The organism is uncultured Shimia sp. (assembly GCF_913054185.1).
In the GTDB taxonomy this organism is placed as follows: domain Bacteria; phylum Pseudomonadota; class Alphaproteobacteria; order Rhodobacterales; family Rhodobacteraceae; genus Shimia.
The window spans coordinates 1-26,681 of record NZ_CAJXIV010000052.1 but is presented as its reverse complement, the minus strand read 5'-3'; the positions used below and the strand labels follow the sequence as shown (position 1 = coordinate 26,681).

Genomic DNA, 26,681 nt, shown 5'->3' with positions numbered 1-26,681 from the left:
TGCACCATGTTGATTTCAAGTTGGCCAGCGCCACCCTCTTGGGTGATGCCGTCGATCTCAAAACCTTGGGCTTCGGCAAAATCATAAATGTCGTCAATGACGGGGCCAAACTCATCGACAGCGGTCATGGAATAAGCTTGACGCGCGGCGGCGGGGCGGCCGGATCGGCCCATCATCGGTTTGATTTCCTGGCGCGGGTCTGTGTTGCGCGCGACTAGGAAGAACTCGATTTCCGGAGCCACAATCGGCTCCCAGCCTTTGTCGTGATAAAGTTGAACCACACGCTTCAGCACGTTGCGCGGTGAAAATTCGACCGGTGTGCCATCAAGGTTATAGGCGTCGTGGATGACCTGAAGCGTCCAATCGGCTGTCCAGGGCGCAGCGGTGGCCGTGCCCCAGTCCGGGCGCAGGATCATGTCTTTTTCGATAAAGCCTTCTTCACCTGCTGCTTCGCCCCAACCACCGGTAAGTGTTTGGTAAAAAATGGAATCTGGGAGATGGAAGTACTCTTGGCGGGCAAATTTGCTGGCCGGTACAGCTTTGCCGCGGGCAATCCCCGGAAGGTCGGAGATGATGCATTCCACCTCGTCGAGACGGTGCCCCTCCAAATAGGCACGGGCGGCGTCAGGGGTTTTAGAAAGCCAGTCGGTTTTGGGGGCGGTCATCGGGGGCGCTCCTGTCGGAAGAAGTCTGCAAATTGATCTGCAATGGTTTGACTGTGTGTTGGTTCATCGAGCTCGTCGATAGCGGCGTCGAGAATGTCGTCTGGCACAACACCACGGCCGCGTGTGTTGATCAGACCGTCGACAAAGTCGGCGGAGAATTCCGGGTGGGCCTGCACCGTGATCGCACGGTCGCCATAAAGAATGGCTGCGTTTTTGCAGAAATCATTGGTGGCGATGGCCACAGCACCGGGTGGCAGCTCGGTGACCTGGTCCTGATGCCAGGCATTCATGGCAATTTCAGTGCCGGAGAAATCATAAGTCTGACGGCCAACGGCCCAGCCACCGTCATATTTTTCAACCGTTCCACCAAGGGCTTGAGCAATGACTTGGTGACCAAAACACACGCCAACGAGTGGGATATTTTGGGTCACGGCCGCGCGGATCAAGTCTTCCAAAGGGGGGATCCAGGGGTGGTCTTCGTAGACGCCGTGTTTGGAGCCAGTGATAAGCCAGCCATCGGCTTCTGTCACCGCCTCGGGGAACTCGCCATCGACAACTTTGTAGCCGGAGAATTCAAAATCTTGCCCGGAAAGCAGGGACTTAAACATCTCGATGTAGTTGCCGTAGTGCGGTTCAAGCTCATCAGGGGCGTGGCCGGTTAGAAGGATACCGATTTTCATAGGTCACCAGAATTTGATCAAATTTATCGTAGCGATGGACAGAGTGTCGCGCAAGCGTGTCATACACGCTCTAGATAGGTTTTCCAGCGCGACTCTGGCGCAATGTCGGCGAGTTTTTGCGCCTCCTGGCGTTTGGTCATCACCAAATTGTCGATCAACTGCTTTGGCAGACACCGCGCAACAAAGGCGTCAGTCTCAAACAGGGTAATCGCTTCGTCCCAGCTTTTTGCCAGTTGTGGTAACTCTTGCGCATAGGCGTTGCCGGTGATTGGTGCGGGCGGAGCCAATCCCTCAGAGATGCCTTCGAATGCGGCGCCAAGGATGGCGGCCAGCATCAGATAGGGGTTCACGTCACCGCCGGCAACACGGTGCTCGATCCGGCGGGCGGCGTTGGGGCCACCGGGAATGCGGATGGCGGCTGTGCGGTTTTCATACCCCCAGCACACGGTTGTTGGCGCGTGCGCGCCTGGGGCAAAGCGGTCATAGGATGGGCCATGGGGTGCAAAAATCAGGGTGGAGGCGCGCATGGCTTCGAGACATCCGGCCACGGCAGATTTGAGGAAGTCGGATCCTTCAGGAGTGTCGTCATTAAAGACGTTGTTGCCGTCTTGATCCACCACGGAGAAATGCACATGCATGCCGTTGCCCGCGTCGTCGCCGTAAGGCTTGGCCATAAAGGTGGCGGCAAAACCGTGGTTGCGGGCGGTTTCGCGCAACAACTGTTTGATCAGCAGGGCATCGTCAGCGGCCTTCATAGCGGTTTGGTGATTCAAAGTCACTTCGAACTGCCCAACACCACCTTCACAGGTCATGGTTTGCAGAGGGATGCCCATGGCGGCTGCGCCGTCGTAGATGTCGGTGAAAAAGGCATCAAAGGCGTCCAGTTCGGACAGGCTTAGAATCTCGGAGGCGTCTAGTTGACGGCCAGAGCGCGGATGGCGAGGTGGGACCAAATGATCTCCACTGTCGTCCACCAAGGTGAACTCCATCTCGGTGGCGGAAATCACTGTCCAGCCGCGCACCGCAAAGCGGTTCAACACGGTGGTAAGCGCTTGGATTGGATCGCCCATAAAAGGGCTGCTGTCTTCGTTGGTCATGCCCATCAGAACCAGTTGTGACGGGGTTTTGAGCCATGGCATTGGCACCGCGCCGCGCGGTGACGGCACCAGCACTCCGTCTTTATCGCCGCTTTCGAACACCAGGGGGCTGTTTTCGACATCACAGCCCCAAATATCGAGGTTGAGGGACGAAAGAGGCAAACGCGCGCCGCCTTTGCCGAGTTTTTCGAGATGTTCAGACGGCAGACGTTTGCCACGCAATTGGCCGTTCAGATCTACTGCGCCAATCCGGAAAGTTGCGCTATGTGCCGGGTCCATGGGTCACCACATTTGTAATTTGATCAAATTATCGAGGGCGTCCGATCAATTGTCCAGAAGAAAATTGCGGGCAACGGTTGGCTTTCGGTATTGCGTCCGTATCGCGACTGTTTTGCGGAGGTGGCGTAAATGCAGAAACACCCGCCAATATGGGGCGGGTGTTTTGCAAAAGTTTTGTTGGTGCGGCTGGGATCAGCGGATCAGATTTGGACGTATCTTCAGCTTTTTGACTGCTGCCTGCGGCAAGTGTTTGTTCAGGCGTCTGTTGATCACGCCAAAGATCCAAATGATGACCAATGTCAGCAGGATGAAATAGAAGGCCAGGATCGGATAAGGCACAAACGGGTTGAAAGTTTTGTCCGCAAAGTAGTTGGCATAGTAAAGCGCGTCGCCTTTTTGGCGCCATGCCGGGAAACCGGAAAAGAACACCAAAGTTGTGGCGTGAAACAGGAAGATGGCTTCGTTGGTGTAGGCTGGCCAAGCAAGGCGCATCATGGTTGGGAACATAATGCGACGATAGCGGAACCAGCCGGTGAAGCCATAGGCGTCAGCGGCCTCAACGTCGCCTTTGGGAATGGAGCGCAGTGCTCCGTAGAAGATTTCAGCGGAATAGGCTGAGGTGTTCAGGAACAGGACAATCAACGCACCAAGGGCCGCAGAGGTCAGCGGATTGAAAATCGGTGACACACCTTTGAGCGACAGGAACAGGAAGTAGCCAAAGAAGAATTGAATAAACAGCGGGCTGCCACGGAAAAGGAAGATAAACCACTCTGCTGGTTTGCGCGCCCAGCGGCTGTTGGAGTTTTTGGCCACGGCCAGAAGGTTGGCAAACAGGAAACCGGTCAGGATCGCCAGAACGCCATAGTAGACATTCCAGATCATGCCGGACCCGATCAGGGTGAAATGCTCACACAGGGTAAAGTCCGTGCGGGGCAACATACGTTCGCCAAAGCCTAGCGACCGGAAAGCATAGTTTTGAATGGTGTCGATGCAGCTCATGCTGTGCTCCCCGCATTTTTGCGTTGGGACTCGCCGTCCAGCGTGGCCTGACCGTGAGACAGGCGTTTGGTTATGCGTGTCAGGGCGATTTCGGACACCCGAGTGAACAGCAGATAGAAGACAAGCAGCGCGAGGAAATACCACATGCGCCAATCCCCATGCGGGTAGGCAGTAAACCGTGCGGTTTTAGAAGCGCCTAGGTCGCGGGCCCAATAGACGATGTCTTCGACGCCCAGCAAGAACAACAGGGGTGTGGCCTTGATTAGCACCATCCAGAGGTTGGACAGACCCGGTAGAGCGTAGATCCACATTTGCGGCATCAAGACGCGCCAGAAGGTCTGGCGGGGGGACATGCCATAAGCTTCGGCGGTCTCCAACTGAGGGCGTGGCACAGCCTGCATGGCACCATAAAGGACGTTGGCGGCAAACGCGCCAAAGACAATGGCGAACGTGAAGACGGCGACCCAGAATCCATAGATTTCATGCACCCATTGCGGCGAAGCGCTGAGCGGCATTTTTGCGATGTCACAGACGAGGAACTCGCTGCCTTGGCGAACAGGCTCCGTCCAATCTGGACATTTGACCTTGTGACGCAGCCATTCGATGCCCTGATCCAAGGCGATCACAAAGAAAAGGAAAAACGCGATGTCCGGCACGCCCCGCACTATGGCGATGTAGCCTTTGCCAAACCAACGCACCAAAGCGAACCGGGCGCGGGCGGCCATGGCGCCGCCGAGGCCAAACAGAAGGGCCGTTGGAGCCGTGACTGCCAGCAACAGAAGCACGGTGCCAAAAGAGGCATAAAAGGCCATGTGCTTCCCGGTTGTGAGATAGCAGCTAAGCCAGGGCAGACCGTCTAGGACGGAAGGATCTGAGCAATAGGCAAAAATGGCTGGCCTCTTTCGTGTCGTCTCAAGGGCGGTATGAATGCCGAAGTGGGCCCCGCCGGGTGGGAAAAAGGGGGAGCATGTGCTCCCCCTTTGTTAGTCATCAATTGGGGAGGGCTTAGAATTTGCCTTCGATTTCCCATTTGTCCAACAGATCGTTCAGCGTGCCGTCCGCTTTCATGGAGGCGATGGCCGCGTCAAATTTGCCGCGCAGCTCGTCGTCAGATTCGCGGAACGCCATGCCGATGCCGCCGCCGAGGAAGACTTCAGCTACAAAAGTCAGATCAGTTTCTGCAACAAATGGGGCCAGGAAATCTTTGTCAGCCATGACTGCATCCACTTCGCCGCCGTTCACAGCTGCGATGGTTTCATCCGGTGTGGTGAATTCCACCAGAGTGGCGCCGGTGGTGGCAACGTGGCTGGACTGGATGGTGCCGGTCTGCGCCGCAATCACTGCAGTGTTCACGTCAACATCAGCGGACATCGCTGCGTAAGCAGACGGCGATGGGCGGGTATAGCCCTGAGTGAAGTCCATGGTGGCTTCACGCTCTTCGGTGATCGACATGCCCGCGATGATGGCATCGTAGTTGCTGGACTGCAAGTTGGTGATGATGCTGTCCCAGTCGTTGGTGACCCACTCACAGGTCAGGGAGGCGCGTTTGCAGAGCTCGTCGCCCAGCTCGCGCTCAAAGCCGTCCACTTCGCCAGCATCGTTGATGAAGTTGTATGGAGGGTAGGCGCCCTCGGTGCCAAGGCGCACGGTGTCAGCCATTGCGAAGCCCGCGGTCAGTGCCAGAGCGGCAGTGCTCAGGATCAGGTTTTTCATAGTATTGCTCCCTATGGATTGGTTGTTTGTTTTGTTGTTATGCGGCGGTTGAAGACAGAAACTGTTTCAAACGTTCCGATTTTGGATTGCCAAACAGCTCGTCTGGCGTGCCTTGCTCTTCGATCAGGCCTTGGTGCAGGAACACCACGTGATCCGAGACATCTCGGGCCATTTTCATGTCGTGGGTGACAATCATCATGGTGCGGCCTTCTTCGGCCAGCGCTTTGATCACGCGCACCACTTCCTGTTCCAACTCAGGATCGAGGGCAGATGTTGGCTCGTCAAACAGCAACGCTTCCGGTTCCATCGCCAAGGCGCGGGCAATGGCGGCGCGTTGTTGCTGACCACCGGAGAGCTGCGCCGGGAATGCGTCGTGTTTGTCGGCAATACCCACTTTGTTGAGGTAAGCGTGGGCGGCCTCTTCAGCCTCAGCCTTGTCGCGGCCGAGCACAGTGACGGGCGCTTCCATCACGTTTTGCAAGATGGTCATGTGCGACCAAAGGTTGAACTGCTGAAACACCATCGAAAGATTGGTGCGGATGCGCAGGATTTGCTTGGGATCAGCCGGTTCACGGGAATGGCCAGTGCCTTTCCAGGTCACAGGCTCGCCTTTGAAGAGTATGTTGCCCTGCTGGCTGTGCTCCAAAAGGTTGGCGCAGCGCAGGATTGTGGATTTGCCGGAACCAGAGGAGCCAATCAAAGAAACCACATCGCCGCGGTGCGCGGTGATATCCACGCCCTTGATGACTTCTAGGTTGGCATAGGCCTTGTGCAGGTCGCGGATTTGCAGAACGGGCGTGGCTTCGCTCACAGTGTCCCCATCAGTATTGGGTTAATCATTGGTTGCCCAATAGGAATGAAAATTTGCGCAATTGCAACTTTCAAAAGGGCGGCTGAGGCACCTGAGGCGACGTTTTGGCCAAACAAAGTTCCAAAAGGTCAGGGTGCCGGCGGGTTTGGCACCGCCTCATAAGCGCTTTGCGGGAGGCTCACCAGCCCGTGCAGAAACAATTCTTCTCGCTGCCCAAAAGTCAAAGACTGAAGGCCATCCTGTAACGCATTCTGGACGCGCCCTTTGTCTTGGTCACGTGCGGAAATGAAAGGCAAAGCAGGTGTTGGCCTTGTCATATCAACCACAATCAGATCCGAGGTAAAATCATCATAGCGCCTCATCAATTTCCAGCTGATGATGTCGAGGGCGGCAAAGTCAGCGTCACCTCGCGCCACCATTCGGGCTGATTCCCGATGGGCGCCGCTTTGGCGCCGGGGGCCGATTCGAAGTCCTTTGTCTTCAAAATGACGCCAGAGTGCGGCCCAACCTGATTGCGAAATCGGCTCGTTGAACGCCAGTGTTGCGTCTTGCAGCGTGTCCAGTTTTGCGCCTTCGAAACGCTTGTTGGCAACAATGACCGATCGGTAATGGCCTGCCGGGGCTTCCTCAATGCCGTGATCCGGCGCGCCTATCAACGCAACTTTGTCTTTCAACCGCGATCGGTAAGGAAAGCCGCAGGTTTGTGCCAACAACAGGTCGGGGCTTTGCCAGATGTCCCAGACATCGAGATCGCGGGTCAGCTGCGCTGGTGCGTCTCCGTAGGCTTCCCCAAAATAGTGCCACAGCAGATCCCATGACGTTGCCAACTCCGGGCGGTCGTACATGGGAAAGGCGGCAATCATGATTTGGCAGCCATGCGCTGGCGTGCCAAAGCACTGTCGCGATCGGAGATGCCAAGCAGATTGGCTGCCAAACGAATAACACTGTCTTCTTCGGCGTCGCGTTCCCCGTCTGCCTGCACCACTTGCCACATGGCTTCGATCACCTCTATGCGCGCGTCCAGCGGCACAGCGTCTTTGATGGCGCGGGTGAACCGCACAGTGTCCGGCGCCTCCGTTTCCAGCGTTTCGGCCTCTTTGCGCAGGGCTGTGGCTTCAAATGCGCTGAGATTATAGCGACTGGCTACGATGCGCTCGATGCGCGCGGCTTCAGCTGGATCAAACACTCCGTCTGCGCGGGCGATGCGCACCAAAAGGGCGGTCAGCGCCAAACGGGCGTCAGTGGTGTTCAAAGTTTCAGGGGCGGGCGCCGTCAGGCGTTTGAGAAAGTCTGCGAACATGCGGAAAGATGTAGGTGGCGCAGCACCCTGTCGCAACCTCTCATTGTCATTCAACAATAATCCTGAGAGAGCTGCCGCATACGACGGCCCAAGAAACCCGTTTCAAAATGCGCGCCCTTGACCTAGCCTGCGCTGACTTTTGCAATTCTGACGGCTCTGATGTCACGACTCCCCCTGATCCTCTCCGTTCTTTTGACCCTGCTTGTTGGGTTTGTCGTCCAACGCGCGGCATTTGACTATTTTTCTCAGGAGGAGTGGAGCAAAGCTCAGGGGCAATTGTCGCTTTATCGCAGTACGGTTGTCGCGGAGTTGGAGCAGCACAGCCATCTGACTCATATTTTGGCTCGCGATACTTTTGTGACCGAAGCGGTGGCCGGTGGTGGAACGGGGCTGCTGAACGCGCGATTGGAAGATTTCGCTAGGCAATCTGGGCTTGAAGCAATCTATTTGATGGACGCCAACGGGGTCACTATTGCGGCTTCCAACCACGCCTCAGAAACCAGCTTTGTTGGCCACAACTATGGATTTCGCCCGTATTTCAAAGACGCGCTTCAGGGCAAGCACGGGCGGTTCTATGCGATTGGCATGACCACGGGATTGCCAGGTCTATTTTTGGCAGATGGTGTGGTTGTCGCAGGCCATGAGGTGGCAGGTGTGATTGCCATCAAAAAAGGATTTTCCGTATTGGAAGACAGTTGGCGACGCGCCGGCGAACAAGTCATTTTGACCAATAGAGACGGCGTGGTCTTGCTGGCGTCTGACCCTGAGTGGCGGTATCGCGCAATGGCGCCTTTGACCCCGGAACAGAAAGCGGAGATTGGCGAGGTGCGGCAGTTTTCCGGTCAACCCCTGGATCTGTTAGAATGGCGCGTGCAGGCGGAAAATCGGGCGGTGATTGGTGGCGATGAGCGCATGCATCTGGTGGCGGATGATCTGCCAGATGGCTGGCAGCTGCATTATTTTGCTGATGATGACCGCGCGGTGGCCCGTAGTTGGCTGGCCACTGCGGCGGTGGTGTTTCTAGCGGGCTCGTTGATGATTGTGTTTCAGGTGCAGCGGGCGCGGCGGGTTGGACGGGCGCTCAAACGGGCGGTGAAAGAAGAGGCGCAATTGCGCACTTCCAATTTGCAGCTGGAAAATGAGGTGACGGAGCGCAAAGCCACCGAGGCGCGGTTGCAAAAAGCGCAAAAAGAATTGGCGCAGGCCAGCCGATTGGCGGCCTTGGGCCAGTTGTCGGCCTCTGTCACACATGAGTTGGGTCAACCGATTGCGGCGATGCGCAACCATTTGGCGGCGGCAGAGATCAATCCAAAGAACGCTGCGCGGCTCGGGCCTGAGATTGGTGGTTTGGTTGGACGCATGGAGGGCATCACCCGCCAGCTCAAGTTTTTTGCGACAAGTGGTGGAGATGCGTTTGAGGTGTTTGATTTGCGGGAAGCAATGCAAGCGGGGCTGAGCCTGTTGGCGCCAAACATCGAGAAAGGCGCGGTCTTGGTGGATTTGCAGATGCCGGAGGCTGCGGTTTGGGTCCGCGGCAATCGGTTGCGACTGGAGCAAGTGATTACCAATGTGCTGCGCAATGCGTGTGACGCCATGGAAGAGGAGCCTGCAGAGTCGCAGCTGTCTGTCTACGTTGGGCAGTCTGATGCGCAGGCCTTCTTTGAGGTGTTGGACACTGGGCATGGCTTGGGCACGGCCAGTTTAACAGACTTACAGGAACCCTTTGTGACCACGCGGGAAAGTGGACGTGGTATGGGGCTGGGCCTTGCGATTTCAGCCAGTATTATCAAGGATCACGACGGCACAATGAGTGCCCAGGACCGCGTCGAAGGCGGGGCGCTGTTCCGCGTGGCGTTGCCGCTGGTTGCTGAAGTTGAAAATGAGCAGATGACATGAGTGATACGCAACCCTTTAGCCTTTTGATTGTGGATGACGACAAGTCTATGCGGCAGTCGTTGTTGGCGCTGATGCAGGCTGCGGGCTGGCAAGCGGAGGCGGTGCCGCGCGCGGATAAGGCACTGGAAAAGCTGGGTGAGATGCAGCCGGATGTGATCCTGTCGGATGTGCGCATGCCGGGCATGAGCGGGCTGGAGCTGTTGGCGCAGTTGGATCGGGATTTTGAGCCGCCTTTGGTGCTGATCTCGGCGCATGGCGATATCCCCATGGCAGTCGAGGCGATGCAATCCGGGGCGTATAGCTTTGTGGAAAAACCTTATGAGCCGCGCAGGTTGCTGACGATCCTGACCCATGCGGCCGAGCAAAGTCGGATGAAAGCCAGCAATGTGCGGCTCAAAGAACGGCTGTTTGCTTTGTCGGGTCTTGATCGCGTGTTGTTGGGGCAAACGCCCTCCGTGACAGCGTTGCGCGAAGAGGTGTTGGACCTCTCAGGGTTGGATGCGGCGGTGCTGATTCTTGGGGAGACCGGCACCGGCAAAGAGCTGGTGGCGCGTGCGTTGCACGATTTGAGCGCCCGTTCGGATCGCCCGTTTCTGGCGGTGAACTGTGCGGCGTTGCATCCTGACAGTTTTGAAGCGGAGATGTTTGGGGTGTCGGGTGGCGCTGATGGGCGGTTGCAAACAGCCTCGGGCGGCACGTTATTTTTGGACGAGGTTGGCAGTTGCCCACCAGCCGTTCAGGCAAAACTGCTGCGGGTGATCGAAGATCAACAGGTCTATCCGGTTGGATCCGGAGTTCCGGTGAAAGTGGATTTGCGAATTTTGTCCGCCACTAATGAGGATGTTGAGCAGGCGGTCGCTGAAGACAGGCTACGCGCGGATTTGCTGTTTCGATTAAACACGTTTGTTGTGCAACTGCCGCCGCTGCGGCAACGCCGAGATGATCTGTCGCTGCTGGCGAGCCACTTCTTAAATGAATATGCGCGGATGCATGAGGTGGATGGGCCTGAGCTGAGTCATGAGGATATGGCGGCGCTTCTGGCGCATGGTTGGCCCGGCAACGTGCGGGAGTTGCGCAATGTCTGTGCCCGCCGGGTGATGGCCGCGCGACGGGGCGGCGGCTCAATGGCTGCGGCATTGGCCGGTGATCTCGGTGCTGAAGATGTGCCGGATACGTTGCGCGAGGCGGTGGCAGCCTTTGAGCGCGAATTGATTGGCAAGGCGATCAAGGCACATGCCGGGCGCATGGATGCTGCGGCTGAGGCATTGGGGATTGGGCGGCGGACGTTGAACGAAAAAATTGTGAAACTGGGCCTCAACAAAGACGCGCTTTTGTAGCTCTGCGGAAATCCGCAGGGCAGGGCGCTTGGCCTGCGCAATTTCTCTCATTGGCATCTGTCGCGCCTTTGCGGCATGCTGTGGTCAGAAAAACGCAAATGGGAGGAAATTATGCGTAAGATTTTGAGCCGGACGGCTGTGGCTGCTTTGTCGATGGCCTTTGTCACTGAAGCAATGGCAACCGAGTGGAACGTGTCCCTGTGGGGCAAGCGCCGTGCGTTTACTGAGCACGTTGAAAAGATGGCGGAGCTGGTGTCTGAGAAAACCGGTGGCGAGTTCACTTTGAACATCAGCTACGGCGGCCTGTCCAAAAACCGTGAAAACCTCGATGGCATCTCCATCGGCGCGTTTGAAATGGCGCAGTTCTGCGCGGGTTATCACCGCGACAAAAACCCATCCATCACTGTGATGGAACTGCCGTTCCTGGGTGTGAGCTCGCTGGAGCAGGAAATTGAGTTGTCCATGGCGGTGTATCAGCACCCGGCCGCGATCGAAGATCTGGGCCGTTGGAACGCGACACTGCTGATGCCATCGCCGCTGCCACAGTACAACTTGGTGGGCATGGGCGATGCGCCAGCCAAGCTGGATGACTTCGCAGGTTTGAGCGTGCGTGCCACCGGTGGTATCGGCAAAGCCATGGAAACTGTCGGCGCTGTGCCAACCTCCATGTCTGCAACCGAAGTTCGGCAGGCGATGGACAGCGGTGTTGTAAAAGCGGTGGCCTTTGCCCCCCACGCCCATATGTCCTACGGCACCATCGAAAATGCCACTTGGTGGACCACAAACCTGAACCCAGGCACTGTGAACTGCCCAGTTGTGGTGAACACGGATGCGCTGGCGGACCTCTCTGATGATCACCGCGCCGCATTGCTTGGCTCTGTGGAAGAGTCGCTGGATCACTATGTGACCACCTACAACGGCAAAACCATGGACGCTTGGGGCCCTGCTCTGGAAGAGCGCGGCATTGCCAAAGTGGCCTTCTCTGATGCGGAGATCGCAGCGTTCAAAGAGGCTGCAGCGGCACCAGCGGCCCAGGCTTGGATCGAAGAGAACACCGCGCGTGGCCTGCCTGCGCAAGAGCTCTATGATCTTGTGACTGGCATGATCGCAAACGGCAGCTAAGCTGTTAGGAAGGCGGGGGCGTTGCCCCCGTCTCACACCTCGGTAGGTGTGAAACTCCCCCAAGGTATTTATCGAAGAGGAAAACAGCTTTCTCTTTTTGAAAATACCTCGGAGCGCGAGGCTGCGCCTCGCCCACGGTGCATCCCGAGATGCGCGAAATTTGTGCGCCGCAGGCGTTCACCACAAAACAGCGGGAGGTCCCATGGCCAGCGCAACTTCGGTGCTGACGGACAACAGCACCCTCAGCAAAATAGACACCCAGTTCTACAAACTCGAAAAAGTCTTGGCTTTGGTGAGTGGCTTGGCGGTGTTTTCTCTTATGCTCATGGCGGTCTTTTCCGTCGCTGGGCGCAACTTCTTCAACGCGCCTTTGCCGGGCTATGTGGATTGGATTGAGCAGGCGATGCCGCTCATTGCCTTTATGGGCGCGTCTTATGTGATGCGCGATGGCGGGCACATCCGTATGGATATTCTGGTGGGGCAGCTCAAAGGACGTGCGCTTTACCTGGTGGAGTTCATCACCACGACCGCGGTTCTCACCTTGATGGTCCTGTTGGTGTGGGGCACCTGGGCGCATTTTGATCGCAGCTTTGATTTTGGGGCGCCGATGTGGAGCCGGGACAGTTCGATGGACATTGCCTTGCCACTATGGCCCGCAAAACTGCTTGCTCCGGTGGCGTTTTCGGTGCTGTGCCTAAGGCTGGCCCTTCAGTTGTGTGCCTATGCAAAAGCTTTTGTCACCAATGCCGCAACGCCTGTGGCCGTGCCATTGGTCATTGATGCAGCCACGCAAGCGGCGATGGAGGCAGAACATGTCTCCGGCCACGATTCCTAAGGAAGACCAAGAATATGGAACCGATTGATATTGGATTGGCGGTCTCAGGCGGCATGTTGCTGCTTGTGGTGCTGGGAATGCGGGTGGCGTTTGCTGCTGGGTTGGCAGGCATGATTGGCCTGATCTGGATTTTCTGGGCGAAGTTTGGCTATGAGCCTGAGCGGTTTGGTAAAGCGCTGACCATTGCGGTGAAAACTGCGGGACAGGTGCCACATTCCAAAGTGTCCAGTCAGGCGCTGAGCTTGATCCCGACGTTTATCTTGATTGGCTATTTGGCCTACTATGCTGGTCTCACCAAAGCCCTGTTTGAAGCGGCCAAACGCTGGCTGGCCTGGGTGCCGGGTGGATTGGCGGTGTCTACTGTGTTTGCCACGGCTGGCTTTGCGGCGGTGTCAGGTGCGTCGGTGGCAACATCAGCGGTGTTTGCGCGTATTGCGATCCCTGAGATGCTGGCGATTGGGTATGACAAACGCTTTGCAGCGGGTGTTGTGGCGGCAGGGGGCACATTGGCCTCACTGATCCCCCCCTCGGCGATTTTGGTGATTTACGCGATCATTGTCGAGCAGGACGTGGGTAAGTTGCTGCTGGCAGGCTTTATTCCGGGCGCGTTTTCTGCGGTGATTTATGGCCTGCTGATCATTGGTATGGCGATGACAATCAAAGGCTTTGGCCCGCCCGTGTCTGGCTTTACTTGGAAAGAGCGCTTTTCGTCTTTGCCGCCAGCTCTGCCGATTGTGTTTGTGGTCGTGACCATCATCTTCTTTGTTTACAATCCGTTTGGCGGAGATGCCTGGGGCACGCCGACTGAAGGCGGCGCGATTGGGGCTTTTGTGGTCTTCCTGATGGCATTGTATCAGGGCATGCGCTGGTCGCAGCTCAAAGACGCCTTGTTGGAGACCGCCAAATTGACGGTGATGATTTTCACCATCATTTGGGGCGTGTTGATCTATGTACGCTTCTTGGGGTTTGCGGATCTGCCAAGCGCGTTTTCAGATTGGATTGTCTCGCTGACGATGTCGCCCATGCTGATCCTTGTCTGCATCCTGCTGGCCTATGCCGTGTTGGGCATGTTTATGGATGCGATTGGCATGCTGCTGTTGACACTGCCTGTGGTGTACCCGGCCGTCATGGCCTTGAACGGCGGTGAGCTTGTCTCCGCAGCCGACAGTACGTTTGGCATGAGCGGGCCGATGTGCGCGATCTGGTTTGGTATCCTGGTGGTGAAGATGGCAGAGTTCTGTTTGATCACACCGCCGATTGGCCTGAACTGCTTTGTTGTGGCTGGTGTTCGCGACGATCTGAGCGTGCAGGATGTGTTCAAAGGTGTGACGCCATTTTTCATCGCTGACGGCATCACCATTGCGCTTCTGGTGGCGTTCCCGGCCATTGTGCTGTGGTTGCCAAGCCTGGCGTAAGTAAAAGCCTGTCGGCCCTGCTTAAGAGGCGGGGCCGATGGGAGTGTCTTCGGGTTTAATGCCCATCAGATTGGAGATTTCCAACAAGCTGGCGTCTTCGGCGGGGACGTGTTTGCCATCCGCCTCAATCACATCGACCATTTTTTGCGCCACTTCCAAGCGGTGGGGGTAATCCACATTTTCGCGGATCAGGAGCGCAAAATCCGGTGTACCGGGGGCGTTGTGCTCAAGTTTCTCGCAGGTGGCGCGCAGTTTGGCAGCCTCAATCGGGTTGAGGTCAAAGGTTGTCGCGAGAATGCGGTCGATTTCACTGATTTCCAGCGCGTGGTAATTGTCGTCCGATTTGGCGACGCGTACCAAAAGTGCGCCCAAGGCAAGTTTTTCGTCCGGCTCTGGCAGGGGCGGTGTGCCACTTTTGCCGCGCAGGCGGTCCAGCAGGTGATCCCAAATCATGGATCATAACCTTCGATGATCACGATATCGCCGGAGCTGACCGGGGTGCGTAAAGCTTTGGCCGCTTGGTAGTCATCTGAGTTGTAGCAGTCCAGAGCAGCTTGGTAGCTGGGGAATTCGATCACGACATTGCGGCTGCGCGAGGTGCCTTCGGGGTTTTCAAATTGACCGCCCCGGATCAAGAACTTGGCGCCGTAGTCCGCAAACGGTTTGGCGTTGGCCTGCACGTATTTTTGGTAGCCTTCGATGTTGTCCACGTCGACGCGACCGATCCAGTAGCCTTTGGCCATTTTGGCCTCCCTTGTTGGTTTTGTTTTTTGGCAGGGTGCCAAGTGGGGGGCGTGTTGGCAAGCGGAGTCAGGCTGGTTTTTTGGGTCGGAGACGCGAGAGAAGACGGCCATCGAGGACAATCAATCCGACGGTGAGCAGGACAAAGCCTGCGTAGGCGCGCGTTGGCAGGGCTTCGTCAAGGAAGCCAGTTCCCAGAAGGATTGCCACGGGCGGGATCAGAAGAGTGACCACAAGCAGGTTGCCACTGCCTGCGGCGGCCAGCACGCGGTAGTAGAGAAGGTAAGCAACGGCGGTGCCTAGAATGGCGCCATAGGCGATGGCGGCCCACGTGGCGGTGCTCAGGGCAAGTGAGATGGGGCCTTCGGCAGCATAGGCCAGAGGCAGGGCCAGCAGGGTGGAGCAGGTAAGCATGCCTGCGGAGGCGACCAGTGGTGAGCAACCTGAAAGGGTCTTGCGGGCCCAGACACCTGCGAAGCCGTAAGACAAGGTTGCTAAGAGCGCGGCGATTTGGGCAAGGGAGCGTGGATCAAGGGTGGTGAGATGACTGAGGCCAATGGCGGTGGCAACGCCGAGAAAGCCAAGGCTGATGCCAAGGGCTTTTGCAAGTGTCAGGCGTTCGTCCGGTAGGACGAGGGCTGCGAGTAGCACGCCCCAAAGGGCGGTCGCGGCGTTAAAGATAGAAGCTAGGCCACTTTCGATGGTGAGTTGGGCAAAGTTCAGCAGGCTGAAGGGGATCAGGTTGTTGAGCAGGCCCATGACCAGAAAGGCGCCCCAGAGGCGCGGTGAGCGCGGGATTGGGGTACCGGTCAGCAGGATCACCAGCCAAAGCAGGAGCCCCGCCCAGAGGGTTCTGTGCGCGACCAGCGTAATGGGACCAATTTCGTCCAGCGCGATGCGGTTGGAGAAAAAGACTGCACCCCAAAGAATTGCGAGAAGGAAAAGTTCGGCCCAAACTCGGGGCGAGAGGTGTTTTTGTGTGCTCATGGGAAGGGTCTAACGCTGACGGTGGTGGCAATCACTCCGAATCCTGCGCAAAGAAAAAGCCCCGCCGAAAGGGCGGGGCTTTGGTGTTCACGAAGTGAGCGATTTAGAAGCGGTAACCGATCCGGATACCAGCGCCCCATGCGGAGCTGTCTTCGAAGTCGACGTTTACGCCCGGAGCAACCACATAGTACTGGTCGCCTGGCATTGCGTAAGTCAGACCACCGGACACCGAAAGCTGCTCGTTAACTTGGTAAGTTGCGCCGAGACCGATGCTCTTAGAGCCGGTTGTCGGGGCCAGGAGCGTTGTTGTCGGGCGATTGCCGGACTTCTCATAGCCGAACTGCAAAGCAAGTGACAGTTTGTCGTTGATGCGTTGTCCGACACCGATCGTGTAGTTGATCGTGTCATCATCAAAGTCCACCCAAGATCCTTCTGGTGTGGTGTCGAGGCTAAACCCACCCCAACCAGCCCAGCGAACGGACCCAAACACCAAAGTGTTCTTGGCAACGCCGGTTTGGAAGTCGAGGTTCACACTTTCTGGAAAATCGACATCGAAAGTGCGATCTTGCATGCCTGCTGGGAAAGCAGCGTTGCTACCAGTGAAGCCGCTCTTAATCGCAGTGGCATACGTCAGCGCAACACGCAGTGCGATATCCGGTTTTTCGTAGGCAACACCAACAACGCCGCCAAAGTCGTAATCGCTGCTTGCATTCAGAATGCCGTTACCCGATTGAATCGTGCCTTTTACTTTAAGGGCGCGTGCACCACCGTGAAGGCTGAAGCCGTTGCCAAAGTTGTACTGAACCAAAGCCGTCAGCGCATCGCTGTTGATTTCTGCCGTTCCATCAAATGGGCGACCACCGGCGGCCGAAAACGGGCCGTTGTCGTACAGGATATGCGCGCCAAACGGCTGATCGTAGATCAGGGCGAGATCCCAGTTTTCGTTGATCTCGTGTTTGTAGCCAAACGACACGTTGTTGTAGGACTTCGCAACATCGTTCGAATTGCCAGCCAGTGCACTTGTTCCATCCACACTTGGGCTCGCATGCGACCAAGTGAACTGTACGAAATTGCCCTCTTCAAAGAGGATGTTGACCCCCTGGCCAGAGCGGTCGATGCCGCCTGCAAAAGACGTGCTAGCGGCCAGAGTCAGTGCAGTGGCTCCCCATAGCGCTTTTTTCATGTTGATGTGTCCCGTGGTTTTTGAGTGTTTTTTTATTTGTGACCATCAGGCTAGTCGCGCAACTTTGTTTAAGTCAACGTTAAGGTAAGCCGAGATTAGCCATGACTTTGCGTCACTTTGGCGCAGGTTTGAGGCGCAGTTGGGACAATATGTTCAAGTAATTGCCCGCAAAAATCACCGCGGCCCCAACCAGCACCCAAATGTCGATTTGTTCACCGTATAGTGTCATTCCTACAACAGCTATAAGTGGCAATCGGATGAAGTCGATGGGCATGACAACCGAGGCGGGTGCGAGTCGGAGGGCAGTGGTCAGGCAAAAATGTGCCACAAGGCCCGCGCAGGCGATCAAAACGATCCATGGGGTGCTTTCTGCTGAAGGCAGTGCAATGTCGCCATCAAAGCCTGCGAAGATCACACCAAACCCTGCTTGCATGACCGTGAGGTAGAACAAGATGCAGGTGATGCTTTCGGTGCGGGTAAGCTTGCGCGTGAAGAGGGCGGAGAGCGCAAAGCCAATAGCGGCACAGGCGGCGGAGATCTGGCCCACGTCCAAAGCTTGCGGATTGGGGCGGGCGACCATCAGGATGCCAAAGAAGCCAATCAGCGCGGCCAGCAGGCCGATGGGGCGCAGCTTTTCTCCAAGGATTAGGGGGGACAATAGAATGGCCCAGATTGGGGAGGTGAATTCCAAGGCAAAAACTTGCGCAAGTGGGATCACAGTGAGCGCATAAAACCAGAGGTTCTGCCCGGCAAAGTGGCTGAGGTTGCGGATGAAGTGGAGGCCCATGTTGCGGCGATTGACTTGCGGCAACGTTCCAGCCAGCCCGGCCACGGCAACCACAAGGATGATACCGACAAAGCTGCGGTACATCATGATTTCAAAGGTATCGAGCTCAAAGCTGACCGCACGACCCGCAATCGCCATAGACGTGAAAGAGACAATCGCGCCGCTCATCCAGAAGGCGGCCCTTATAGTATCGTTCATTCTGGGATATCTTCGATTTCGTACTGGCGTGGAATACCATTTGTGACCTTGGCCCAGTCGGAGGCTTTTGTGCGGGTTTGATGGGCGTCAAAGGCGGCGCGGTCCACAAACAGCTCCGCCACCTGAAAGCGGCCTTGGTGGGTGGCGTCAGGTGTAACTTCAAACGAGAGGCAGCCTGTCTCTGCGCGGGTGAGCGCAATGTGGTCGGGCAAGGCCTCCACCACTGCCTTGAGCCGGTCCGCAGGGACGTCGATATATCCAGTTAGCTTGATCATGGGCGGACCGTCGCAGGTCTTTCCCTGAGGGACAAGTGCACATGTGCACTATTTGTGGCGACATAGGTTGAGACGGTTTTACTCGGCGATGGTGCAGCAGCCAGAGCGTTGGCCGAGGCCCAGCGTATTGAGAGACACGGACAAGGGAAATGTGCCGTGTTCAGTCTCACACGTGCCCTCGGAAATCAGCAGCATATGGGCGCTTGGGGGTTCTTGCAGCAGCCAGACACGCGGCCAGCCCTCATGATCTTGCGGCAGGGCTTTGGCAGGCAAAGTGCGGGATTTATCACCGGTGCGCATGTTGACTGCGTTGTCGGTGACGGTGAAGACAAGCTGGGACTTGCGCATTTCACAGGCGAGCGGGGGCGCCGCAGCTACATTGGTGGCGGCCAGAGCGAAGAGTACCGATGGTAGAAGTGAGCGCATGTTTCTGTCCTCAGGTTAGAGACACAGTGCCGCAGTTCTCAGGGAAGAGAAAAGCAAAAATGCGAGATTGGTCAATCTCGCATTTAAGGTATTTGTCAGCTGGCTGTTATTCCCACTCGATGGTGCCCGGAGGCTTCGAGGTGATGTCATAAGTACACCGGTTGATGCCTTTGACTTCGTTGATGATGCGCGTGGCGGTCTCACCAAGAAATTCGTGGCTGAACGGGTAGTAATCCGCAGTCATGCCATCAACCGAGGTCACCGCGCGCAGGGCACAGGCAAAGTCGTAGGTGCGGCCATCGCCCATCACGCCCACGGTGCGCACTGGCAGGATCGCCACAAAGGCTTGCCAGATATCGTCGTAAAGACCGTGTTTGCGGATCTGGTCAATGTAGACCGCGTCGGCTTCGCGCAGGATGTCCAGTTTTTCGCGTGTGATCTCGCCTGGGCAGCGGATTGCAAGGCCAGGCCCCGGGAAGGGGTGGCGGCCGATAAAGCTGGCAGGTAGGCCCAGCTCGCGGCCCAACGCGCGGACTTCGTCTTTGAAAAGTTCGCGCAGAGGCTCGACCAGTTTGAGACCCATTTTCTCGGGCAAGCCACCCACATTGTGGTGGCTTTTGATGGTCACGGAAGGACCACCGGAGAAGCTCACGCTTTCGATCACGTCTGGATAGAGTGTGCCCTGTGCCAGGAACTCTGCACCTTCGATGGTGTCTGCGTGTTTCTGGAACACATCAATGAAGAGTTTGCCGATGATTTTCCGCTTGGTTTCCGGATCGCTTTGGCCTTCGAGCTCACCAAGGAACAAATCGCGTTCATCCGCATGGATCAGCTTGATGTTGTAGTTGTCGCGGAACATAGCAACAACTTCTTCCGCCTCGTTTTTGCGCAACAGGCCGTGGTCAACAAAGACACAAGTCAGTTGATCGCCAATGGCTTCGTGCAGCAGAATTGCGGTCACAGAGCTGTCGACACCGCCGGAGAGGCCACAGATGACTTGCTTGTCGCCAACCTGTTCGCGGATCTTGGCGATCATTTCCTGACGATACGCGCCCATGGTCCAGTCGCCGGAGAAGCCGGCGATTTTCACGAAGTTCTCATAGAGCTTTGCGCCATTGGGGGTGTGGTGCACTTCGGGGTGGAACTGTACCGCGTAGAAGTGGCGTTTGGTGTCGGCGGTGATGGCGTAAGGCGCGTTGGGTGAGGTGCCGTAGACCTCAAAGCCCGGAGCAATTGCGCTGACGTGGTCGCCGTGGGACATCCAAACCTGCTCGTCACCCTCAGCAAACCAGCCATCAAGGATGTCGAGTTTTTTGTTGGGGGTGACATAAGCACGGCCAAATTCTGCGGTGCCGTGGCCACTGTCCACTTGGCCGCCCAATTGGGTCATCATGGTTTGTTGACCGTAGCAGATGCCAAGGATTGGCACGCCGTAGTCGAAAATCTCTTGTGGCGCGCGTGGCGACCCTTCACGGGTCACGCTGTCGGGGCCACCGGAGAGGATCAGGGCTTTGGGTGCGAATGTACGCACAAAGTCTATGTCGACGTTCTGGTAGGGGTGAATTTCGCAGTAGACGTTCAGCTCGCGCAGGCGACGGGCGATCAGCTGGGTGACCTGGCTGCCGAAGTCAATGATAAGAAGGCGGTCATGGGATGTCTGGGTCATGGCGGACGCATAGAGAAGAGTGGCGTTTTTCGCAAGTTCGTTCGCACCTTCATGACGGGGTTTTTGTGCGAAGCGGCGAACAACCGCAGGGCGGGGTGTCGAAAGCGTCCCAAAACGACTGGCCAATGTCGCATTTTTGTTTCAAAGGACGCTAACCAACCGGAGAGCGACCTGTGAGAGGGGTAGACCTTTCACAAGGAAATCAACTCAGCCTGTGAGGACATGACATGGCAGAAGCAGCGACACGGCGTCGAGGACGCGGCGGCGGCGGGGCAGCGCGACGCGCAGAACGCACCGGTGTAAAAATTGAGGCCGCAAAGTTCATTGAACGCAATATGCCGCTGTTTGAGGTGCTGAACGACGAAGCGCTTCAGATCATCGAAACCAATGCGGATATTTTGCTCGAAGAGGTTGGCGTCAACTTTGTGAACAACAAAGCGGCGTTGGACCGGTGGAAAGACGCGGGCGCAGACGTGGACTATCAGGCGGAGCGGGTTCGCATTCCCAAAGGCTTGGCCCGAGAGCTGTGTAAAACAGCGCCGTCGCGGATTGTGCAACATGCGCGTAACCCAGAACGCACCGTCGAAATTGGCGGCAACACACTGGTGTGCGCGCCGGTTTATGGCCCACCCTTTGTGCGCGATGCCGAAGGCGGGCGTCGCTATGCGACGATGGCGGATTTCGAGAAGTTTGTGAAACTGGGCTATATGTCCAAGTGGCTGCACCACTCTGGCGGCACCGTTTGTGAGCCAACCGATGTGCCGGTGAACAAGCGTCACCTTGATATGCTGCTTGCGCATATGACGCTGTCGGACAAGCCCTTTATGGGATCGGTTACCGAGCCAAGTCGGGCGCAAGACAGCGTGGAGATGTGCGAAATCCTGTTTGGTAAGGAGTTTGTGCAGAACAACACGGTGATGACCTCGCTGATCAACATCAACTCGCCGATGACGTTTGACGACATCATGATGGGCGCGTTGGAAGTTTATGCAAAGAACAACCAAGCCTGTATTGTGTCGCCCTTTATTGTTGGTGGAGCCATGGCCCCTGTGAGCGTAGTGGGCACGCTGACACAGGTGTTGGCAGAGGTTATGGCTGGTATCGCCTACAGTCAGTTGATCCGTCCCGGCGCGCCGGTGATCTTTGGTGCCTTTGTGACCTCGATTGATATGAACTCCGGAGCGCCAACCTTTGGCACCCCTGAAGCCAGCCAGATCCTGTCCGGTGCGGGTCAGTTGGCCCGTCGACTGGGTCTGCCGTTCCGCTCTGGTGGTGGGCTCTGTGGCTCCAAAATGCCAGACGCGCAAGCGGCGTATGAAACGGCCCATACCCATAACGCCGCGTTGACTGGTGGCGTGAATTTCATGTTGCACTCCTGTGGCTGGTTGGAAGGTGGGCTGGTGTCCAGCTTTGAGAAATTTGTGATGGACGCAGATCAGCTTGGCGCGATGCACAAAATGGCGGCAGGCGTGGCGTATGATGAAAACGCCCAAGCCATGGACGCTGTTCGCGAGGTGGGGCCGGGAGGGCACTATCTTGGCTGCGCACATACGCAGGCCAATTTCAAAGAGGCTTTCTGGCGCTCTGAGTTGCTGGACTACAAGCCGTTTGAAACCTGGTCTGATGAAGGTGGTCGCGACACACAGGCATTGGCATCCGCACGGGTCCAGACTTTGATGGATGCGTATGCGCAGCCAGCCCTGGATCCGGAGATCGAGAAAGCTCTGCGCGCCTATGTGGCGGAGAAAAAGGCCTCCATGCCGGACAGCTTTGTGTGATGTGATTTAAAAAGACTGCGTGGCCCGCAACAGCTGGGCCTCGCCCAACATGGCGATCAACAGGTCGATATGTTTCACAATTGAATAGGCAGCAGAGCCATTGCGCCGTTGCTGATCAACTGTGTTTTCCAACTCATAAAGATAGGACAAGGCCTCACTGTATTGCGGTAAGTTGCGATGTGAGATGTGCCGTCTAAGGTCTTGATCTCGCGCGTACTCTGTTGCCCCAGCCTTTGCGGCGCGGACGAGTAGGCGCGGGCGGTTGAGACGGTCCAATTTGGCCAGAATGTCCTGCATGGAATCGCTCCTTTTGCCTTGAGGACATTCAGTGGAGCACAGGTTTTCGTGTGTTGCGTGAATTTGCTTTCAGCGTTCGCCGCACGAGAGTGCTGTTCACAATTTCAAATCAATCCTTAAGGGCAGCGACACCTGATGCGCTCGCCTACACAGCCAAAAAACGCTGTGCAAAACTTTTAGGATAACCCTGTGGATAATTCAGGCAGCGGTTGTGACCCAAGGTCTTTGTAAGGAGTAACGAGAGATGCAACCGGAACAAGTAGCCCCCCAATTGCCAACGTGGCTGCCACAAAGCGTGGCGCGCTATGTGGCCCATACAGAGCAAGGCATTTCGATCCGGGAGTTGGCGCGACGGGACGGCTGCCATCCCTCTACAGTGATGCGGCAAATTCGCAAACTGGAAGGGATGCGGGATGATCCGCTGGTGGATGCAGCGTTAAAGACGTTCCGACAGAAGTCTCATGCCAATGGGAACGGTGCGCCATTGTTGGAGAACGCGAGGGATTTGCCAGATGAATGCGTGGTGCAGGAAGAAGGTCTGCGGGTGCTGCGGCGTTTGATTGAAACTGGCGCGGTCTTGGCGGTGGCCAGCGACATGGAGACGGCTGTTGTGATGCGCGATGAGACCACGCGTACGGCAAGCTTAACGCGGCAGGTGGCGCAGGCGATGGCGCTTAAGGAGTGGATCACCTGTGTTCAGGCAGGGCGGGTGAGCCGCTATGTGATTTCGGCGCAGGGACGGAGCCATCTGAGCAAAATGGTGGCGGTGGCGGAAAACCAGGCGCAGGAACGCGCGCAGGGGTTTGCTGAAACACAGGCTGTGTTCGGGGCGTCTTTGGTGGACGAGGCGAAAGGCAACCTGACCGCGCATGGTTTGGCAGAGACCGCGCGGTTTGTTGTTTCAGAAAGCCCTTTGACAATTCTCGCACGGCGACGTGACCGAGAGGGGAACCGGTTTTTGTCCGAAGACCTTGTGCACGCCGGAGAACGGCTACGCGAAGACTATGAACTTGCCCAGATGGGGGCAGGGCTGGAGCCGTGGCGGCAGTATCTGCAAGCCCCGCATGAGACGGTCTATGTGTTGGAAGGGGACGGAAAGTGTGGAGCGGAGCCCGCGCGGACGCGGGTTGTGGCTGCGCTGGAGGTCTTAGGCGAAGGTTTGACCGATGTGGCGCTTCGCTGCTGTTGTCAATTGGAAGGATTGGAAGCGGCAGAGAAACATCTTGGATGGTCGGCGCGGTCGGGCAAGGTGGTCTTGCGAATTGCCTTGATGCACCTGCGTGATCATTACCATGCAGAGGCGGGGGGCTCTGGGGATTACATCGGTTAAATGCAAAAGGCCCGCCATTGGCGGGCCTTTCGAATTCTGGCGTGCCTAATTTAGGCCGCGGATTCGGCTTTGGCGTTTGCCAGGAACTTCAGCAGGTTCTCAGGGGAGCTTTCGCCATAAGGGTCTTCGCCGTGGTTGTCTTCCAGACCTGGCTCTTCAAACCATGCTTCCACAACACCATCGTTGATGATGGCTGCGTAGCGCCAGGAGCGCAGGCCAAAACCAAGGTTGTCTTTGCGCACCAGCATGCCAACTTTGCGGGTGAATTCGCCGGAGCCGTCAGGGATGACGTCGACGTTTTTCACGTCCTGCGCTTCGGCCCATTTGTTCATCACAAAGCTGTCGTTTACGGACATGCAGTAGATGCCGTCGATGCCGTTTTCCTGGAACTTGGCAAAGTTTTCTTCAAACCCTGGCAGCTGGTACGTGGAGCAGGTTGGGGTAAAGGCACCGGGCAGCGAGAACAGGATCACGCGTTTGCCTTTGAAGTAATCGTCGCTGGTCATGTCCTGCCAGCGGAAAGGGTTTGGGCCGCCCACTGCTTCGTCACGTACACGGGTTTTGAAGACAACATTTGGGACTTTTACGCCAACTTGCATTGAAGATTTCCTCGGTCAGAATTGTTCTGGAAGTGACCTATAACGATTCTAAAAACTGACGCAATGCTGCAAAGTCGAAACATCTTTTGAGGGTGCGAGAAACCGCTGATCTGGCAGGGATTTGATACCATATGCATAGCTGCCTTGCATTTCTGGTAGTGGCGGGCAGGAACTCTTATGTTACACAGCCCAAACCCAAGTTGGCCGGAGGACCATCAGTTGCGTGATTTGAAGTTGCCAGAGCAGCGCCATCCCGAAAAGGCGCACCGCAAGGACAATGCTCAGCCCAGAAAGCCCAAGTGGATTCGCGTCAAAGCGCCAACAGGTGACGGCTATAACGCCACGCGCAAAATCATGCGCGAAAACAACCTGACAACTGTGTGTGAAGAGGCGGCTTGTCCCAATGCCGGTGAATGCTGGAGCCAAGGCCACGCTACCATGATGATCATGGGGGATATTTGTACCCGTGGCTGTACTTTCTGTAACATCGCAACCGGTAAGCCGGACACTTTGGATGTATTTGAGCCGGGCCGTGTGGCGGAAGCCGTGAAAAAGCTGGACCTGAACCACGTGGTGATCACCTCGGTGGACCGAGACGATCTGGAAGATGGTGGCGCGGAGCATTTTGCGCAGACCATCCGTGCAGTGCGGCATCGTTCCCCAAAAACTACTATTGAAATTCTGACCCCTGACTTTCTGAAGTGTAAGCCAGAAGTGCTGGAAATTGTTGTTGAGGCACGTCCTGATGTGTTCAATCACAATTTGGAAACCGTGCCGGGTCTTTATCCTCAGGTACGTCCTGGCGCACGCTATTTCCATTCGCTGCGTTTGTTGCAGCGTGTGAAAGAGATGGATCCATCTATCTTTACCAAATCCGGAATTATGGCGGGATTGGGCGAGGACAGACAATCTGTGCATCAGGTCATGGAAGACATGCGCGCTGCTGACATCGATTTCTTGACCATTGGTCAGTACTTGCAGCCCACTCCAAAACACCACGGCGTTGATCGCTTTGTGACGCCGGAAGAATTCAAGAGCTATGAGAAAGCCGCATATGGCAAAGGCTTCTTGATGGTGTCTGCAACGCCGCTGACGCGGTCTTCGTACCATGCGGGCGACGATTTTGCGAAGCTGCGCGATGCGCGTGAGGCGCAATTGGCCAAGGGCTAAGCCAAGACGGTTGGCGTGGGGGCGCTGCCCCAGACCCCCGAGGTATTTGGGAAAAGAGAAAGCAGGCGCCGCAGGATTGCAGGCGCCTTTTTTCTATTGCGGAAGGTGGATGTTGAAACGGGCGCGCAGGGCTTGATCTAGGTCGGAAGCAAAGCGGGCAGAGGCTGTTTGTGAGAGGATATCTTCCTTGCGTGCTTTGGCCTTCTTAAGCAGATTTGGCTTGCCAACTTCGGCCCATTCTTTGGGTGAGGTTCGATCCCCAAGTGTTGGATACACATGATCTTTTTGCATGCGACTTAGGGTGGCGTCGGTGCCCAGATAGTGCCCCGGACCGTTCAGGCACACGTCGCGGATTTGTTCCAATGCCAGGGTTTCCTCGTCCACTTCGATGCCGCGTACACAACGTAAGGCTTGACCAATCATGTCGTCGCCGAGGATCAAACTTTCATGGCAGAACCCAAGCAGGGAGGCGTGCATGCCGGCGGCTTCATAGACCATATTGAGGCCAGAGAGCCCGGCCATGACGTTCGAACACATTTGTTCCCAGCCAGCCTGCATGTCGGGCAGTTTTGAATCGCTGGCACCCGCGGCCGCGCCGCCAGGCAAGCCGTAGAATTTGTGCATCTGGGAGCAGCCTGCTGAGAGCAACGCCTGTTCGCCAGACCCGACGCTCATCGCGCCGCTGCGCAGATCGAGACCAAAGGGCCAAGTCCCACAAATGGCGGGGTGGCCTGGGGCAATCGCATTCACATAAACAATGCCCGCGAGACATTCGGCGGTGGCCTGTACAATAGCCCCAGCAATGGTGGATGGTGCCGTGGCGCCCGCCATACCAGCGGAGAGCAAAAGGATTGGCATGCCGCCACGAATGCAGGCTTCCATGATCTCGCAGCTTTCGGTGGCAAACTTCATCGGCGGCACCACAAAACAATTGGTGTTGCTGACAAAGGGGCGCGCGCGCCAAGCGTCTTCTCCACCCGCGATCATGTGCAACATCTCAAGCGCATCCGGGACAAAACCTGGCTCGGTATAGGACACGCCCACGTGTTTGGTGGTGCCAGAACAACAGGCGTAGATGGTGTTTAGGTCCATTTC

Annotated in this window: 27 protein-coding genes and 1 pseudogene; 8 read left to right on the top strand and 20 right to left on the bottom strand. The window is 56.6% G+C overall.

Going from position 1 to position 26,681, the window contains the following annotated elements; translation table 11 throughout:
• The 9 genes and pseudogenes from QZ517_RS12045 to QZ517_RS12005 form a co-directional block, all read right to left on the bottom strand.
• Window positions 1-665 (bottom strand): annotated as a pseudogene (locus QZ517_RS12045) (glutamine synthetase); the annotation flags it as partial.
• Complete coding sequence (locus tag QZ517_RS12040; protein ID WP_294227111.1) at window positions 662-1,345, bottom strand: type 1 glutamine amidotransferase; 684 nt, start codon at window positions 1,343-1,345, stop codon at window positions 662-664. The gene QZ517_RS12040 and the pseudogene QZ517_RS12045, both read right to left, overlap by 4 nt.
• A gap of 59 nt (window positions 1,346-1,404) precedes the next feature.
• Complete coding sequence (locus tag QZ517_RS12035; protein WP_294227109.1) at window positions 1,405-2,721, bottom strand: glutamine synthetase family protein; 1,317 nt, start codon at window positions 2,719-2,721, stop codon at window positions 1,405-1,407.
• A 192-nt stretch (window positions 2,722-2,913) separates the two neighbouring features.
• A complete protein-coding gene (locus QZ517_RS12030; protein ID WP_294227107.1) occupies window positions 2,914-3,720 on the bottom strand; it encodes an amino acid ABC transporter permease in 807 nt (268 codons plus the stop codon).
• A complete protein-coding gene (locus QZ517_RS12025) occupies window positions 3,717-4,610 on the bottom strand; it encodes an ABC transporter permease subunit (RefSeq protein WP_294227115.1) in 894 nt (297 codons plus the stop codon). Before QZ517_RS12025 ends, QZ517_RS12030 begins: the two co-directional genes overlap by 4 nt.
• Window positions 4,611-4,725: 115 nt before the next feature.
• Complete coding sequence (locus QZ517_RS12020; protein ID WP_294227105.1) at window positions 4,726-5,433, bottom strand: transporter substrate-binding domain-containing protein; 708 nt, start codon at window positions 5,431-5,433, stop codon at window positions 4,726-4,728.
• 37 nt (window positions 5,434-5,470) lie between these two features.
• Window positions 5,471-6,244, bottom strand: coding sequence for an ATP-binding cassette domain-containing protein (locus tag QZ517_RS12015; protein ID WP_294227103.1), 774 nt, complete (start codon window positions 6,242-6,244; stop codon window positions 5,471-5,473).
• A gap of 128 nt (window positions 6,245-6,372) precedes the next feature.
• Window positions 6,373-7,107: a PhnD/SsuA/transferrin family substrate-binding protein gene (locus QZ517_RS12010; RefSeq protein ID WP_294227101.1), complete on the bottom strand. Its 735-nt coding sequence runs from the start codon at window positions 7,105-7,107 to the stop codon at window positions 6,373-6,375.
• Window positions 7,104-7,544, bottom strand: a complete 441-nt coding sequence (locus tag QZ517_RS12005; RefSeq protein ID WP_294227099.1) for a TerB family tellurite resistance protein — start codon at window positions 7,542-7,544, stop codon at window positions 7,104-7,106. The genes QZ517_RS12010 and QZ517_RS12005 overlap by 4 nt, the downstream gene beginning before the upstream one ends.
• 159 nt (window positions 7,545-7,703) lie before the next feature.
• On the opposite strand from QZ517_RS12005, the gene QZ517_RS12000 reads away from it, so the two are divergent.
• The 5 genes from QZ517_RS12000 to QZ517_RS11980 all read left to right on the top strand — a co-directional run bounded on the left by QZ517_RS12000 (window position 7,704) and on the right by QZ517_RS11980 (window position 14,149).
• The gene (locus tag QZ517_RS12000; RefSeq protein WP_294227097.1) at window positions 7,704-9,440 is read left to right on the top strand and encodes an ATP-binding protein; all 1,737 of its coding nucleotides are present in this window, start codon (window positions 7,704-7,706) and stop codon (window positions 9,438-9,440) included.
• The gene (locus tag QZ517_RS11995) at window positions 9,437-10,777 is read left to right on the top strand and encodes a sigma-54 dependent transcriptional regulator (protein ID WP_294227095.1); all 1,341 of its coding nucleotides are present in this window, start codon (window positions 9,437-9,439) and stop codon (window positions 10,775-10,777) included. The genes QZ517_RS12000 and QZ517_RS11995 overlap by 4 nt, the downstream gene beginning before the upstream one ends.
• Window positions 10,778-10,888: 111 nt before the next feature.
• On the top strand, window positions 10,889-11,899 hold the full coding sequence (locus QZ517_RS11990; RefSeq protein ID WP_294227093.1) for a C4-dicarboxylate ABC transporter substrate-binding protein: 1,011 nt from the start codon (window positions 10,889-10,891) through the stop codon (window positions 11,897-11,899).
• 202 nt (window positions 11,900-12,101) lie between these two features.
• On the top strand, window positions 12,102-12,734 hold the full coding sequence (locus QZ517_RS11985) for a TRAP transporter small permease (RefSeq protein WP_294227091.1): 633 nt from the start codon (window positions 12,102-12,104) through the stop codon (window positions 12,732-12,734).
• Between the two features lie 14 nt (window positions 12,735-12,748).
• A complete protein-coding gene (locus QZ517_RS11980) occupies window positions 12,749-14,149 on the top strand; it encodes a TRAP transporter large permease (RefSeq protein WP_294227089.1) in 1,401 nt (466 codons plus the stop codon).
• A 21-nt stretch (window positions 14,150-14,170) separates the two neighbouring features.
• Here QZ517_RS11980 and QZ517_RS11975 read toward each other — a convergent pair whose 3' ends face one another.
• The 8 genes from QZ517_RS11975 to guaA all read right to left on the bottom strand — a co-directional run bounded on the left by QZ517_RS11975 (window position 14,171) and on the right by guaA (window position 20,412).
• The gene (locus QZ517_RS11975; RefSeq protein WP_294227087.1) at window positions 14,171-14,602 is read right to left on the bottom strand and encodes a TerB family tellurite resistance protein; all 432 of its coding nucleotides are present in this window, start codon (window positions 14,600-14,602) and stop codon (window positions 14,171-14,173) included.
• On the bottom strand, window positions 14,599-14,892 hold the full coding sequence (locus QZ517_RS11970; RefSeq protein ID WP_294227085.1) for a DUF1330 domain-containing protein: 294 nt from the start codon (window positions 14,890-14,892) through the stop codon (window positions 14,599-14,601). The genes QZ517_RS11975 and QZ517_RS11970 overlap by 4 nt, the downstream gene beginning before the upstream one ends.
• Window positions 14,893-14,959: 67 nt before the next feature.
• Window positions 14,960-15,877 carry a DMT family transporter gene (locus QZ517_RS11965; RefSeq protein ID WP_294227081.1) on the bottom strand — a complete coding sequence of 306 codons (918 nt, stop codon included), beginning with the start codon at window positions 15,875-15,877 and terminating at the stop codon, window positions 14,960-14,962.
• A gap of 103 nt (window positions 15,878-15,980) precedes the next feature.
• Window positions 15,981-17,060, bottom strand: a complete 1,080-nt coding sequence (locus QZ517_RS11960) for an outer membrane protein transport protein (RefSeq protein ID WP_294227079.1) — start codon at window positions 17,058-17,060, stop codon at window positions 15,981-15,983.
• Window positions 17,061-17,172: 112 nt separating this feature from the next.
• Window positions 17,173-18,045 (bottom strand): DMT family transporter, encoded by an 873-nt coding sequence (locus tag QZ517_RS11955; RefSeq protein WP_294227076.1) that lies wholly within the window; start codon window positions 18,043-18,045, stop codon window positions 17,173-17,175.
• The gene (locus QZ517_RS11950; RefSeq protein ID WP_294227074.1) at window positions 18,042-18,320 is read right to left on the bottom strand and encodes an antibiotic biosynthesis monooxygenase; all 279 of its coding nucleotides are present in this window, start codon (window positions 18,318-18,320) and stop codon (window positions 18,042-18,044) included. The genes QZ517_RS11955 and QZ517_RS11950 overlap by 4 nt, the downstream gene beginning before the upstream one ends.
• Window positions 18,321-18,398: 78 nt before the next feature.
• Window positions 18,399-18,746, bottom strand: coding sequence for a hypothetical protein (locus tag QZ517_RS11945; protein WP_294227072.1), 348 nt, complete (start codon window positions 18,744-18,746; stop codon window positions 18,399-18,401).
• A 106-nt stretch (window positions 18,747-18,852) separates the two neighbouring features.
• Window positions 18,853-20,412 carry a glutamine-hydrolyzing GMP synthase gene (gene guaA, locus QZ517_RS11940; RefSeq protein ID WP_294227070.1) on the bottom strand — a complete coding sequence of 520 codons (1,560 nt, stop codon included), beginning with the start codon at window positions 20,410-20,412 and terminating at the stop codon, window positions 18,853-18,855.
• Window positions 20,413-20,639: 227 nt separating this feature from the next.
• Here guaA and QZ517_RS11935 point away from each other — a divergent pair, with 227 nt between their 5' ends.
• On the top strand, window positions 20,640-22,190 hold the full coding sequence (locus tag QZ517_RS11935) for a trimethylamine methyltransferase family protein (protein ID WP_294227069.1): 1,551 nt from the start codon (window positions 20,640-20,642) through the stop codon (window positions 22,188-22,190).
• 6 nt (window positions 22,191-22,196) lie between these two features.
• On the opposite strand, the gene QZ517_RS11930 is transcribed toward QZ517_RS11935, so the two are convergent.
• Window positions 22,197-22,487, bottom strand: coding sequence for a DUF6477 family protein (locus tag QZ517_RS11930; protein WP_294227067.1), 291 nt, complete (start codon window positions 22,485-22,487; stop codon window positions 22,197-22,199).
• 244 nt (window positions 22,488-22,731) lie between these two features.
• Here QZ517_RS11930 and QZ517_RS11925 point away from each other — a divergent pair, with 244 nt between their 5' ends.
• The gene (locus tag QZ517_RS11925) at window positions 22,732-23,817 is read left to right on the top strand and encodes a DUF6456 domain-containing protein (protein WP_294227065.1); all 1,086 of its coding nucleotides are present in this window, start codon (window positions 22,732-22,734) and stop codon (window positions 23,815-23,817) included.
• A gap of 50 nt (window positions 23,818-23,867) precedes the next feature.
• On the opposite strand, the gene QZ517_RS11920 is transcribed toward QZ517_RS11925, so the two are convergent.
• Window positions 23,868-24,416, bottom strand: coding sequence for a peroxiredoxin (locus tag QZ517_RS11920; RefSeq protein ID WP_294227063.1), 549 nt, complete (start codon window positions 24,414-24,416; stop codon window positions 23,868-23,870).
• A 219-nt stretch (window positions 24,417-24,635) separates the two neighbouring features.
• Here QZ517_RS11920 and lipA point away from each other — a divergent pair, with 219 nt between their 5' ends.
• Window positions 24,636-25,586 (top strand): lipoyl synthase, encoded by a 951-nt coding sequence (gene lipA / locus QZ517_RS11915; RefSeq protein ID WP_294227113.1) that lies wholly within the window; start codon window positions 24,636-24,638, stop codon window positions 25,584-25,586.
• A 93-nt stretch (window positions 25,587-25,679) separates the two neighbouring features.
• On the opposite strand, the gene QZ517_RS11910 is transcribed toward lipA, so the two are convergent.
• On the bottom strand, window positions 25,680-26,681 hold a 1,002-nt coding region (locus tag QZ517_RS11910; protein ID WP_294227061.1), incomplete at its 5' end, for a trimethylamine methyltransferase family protein.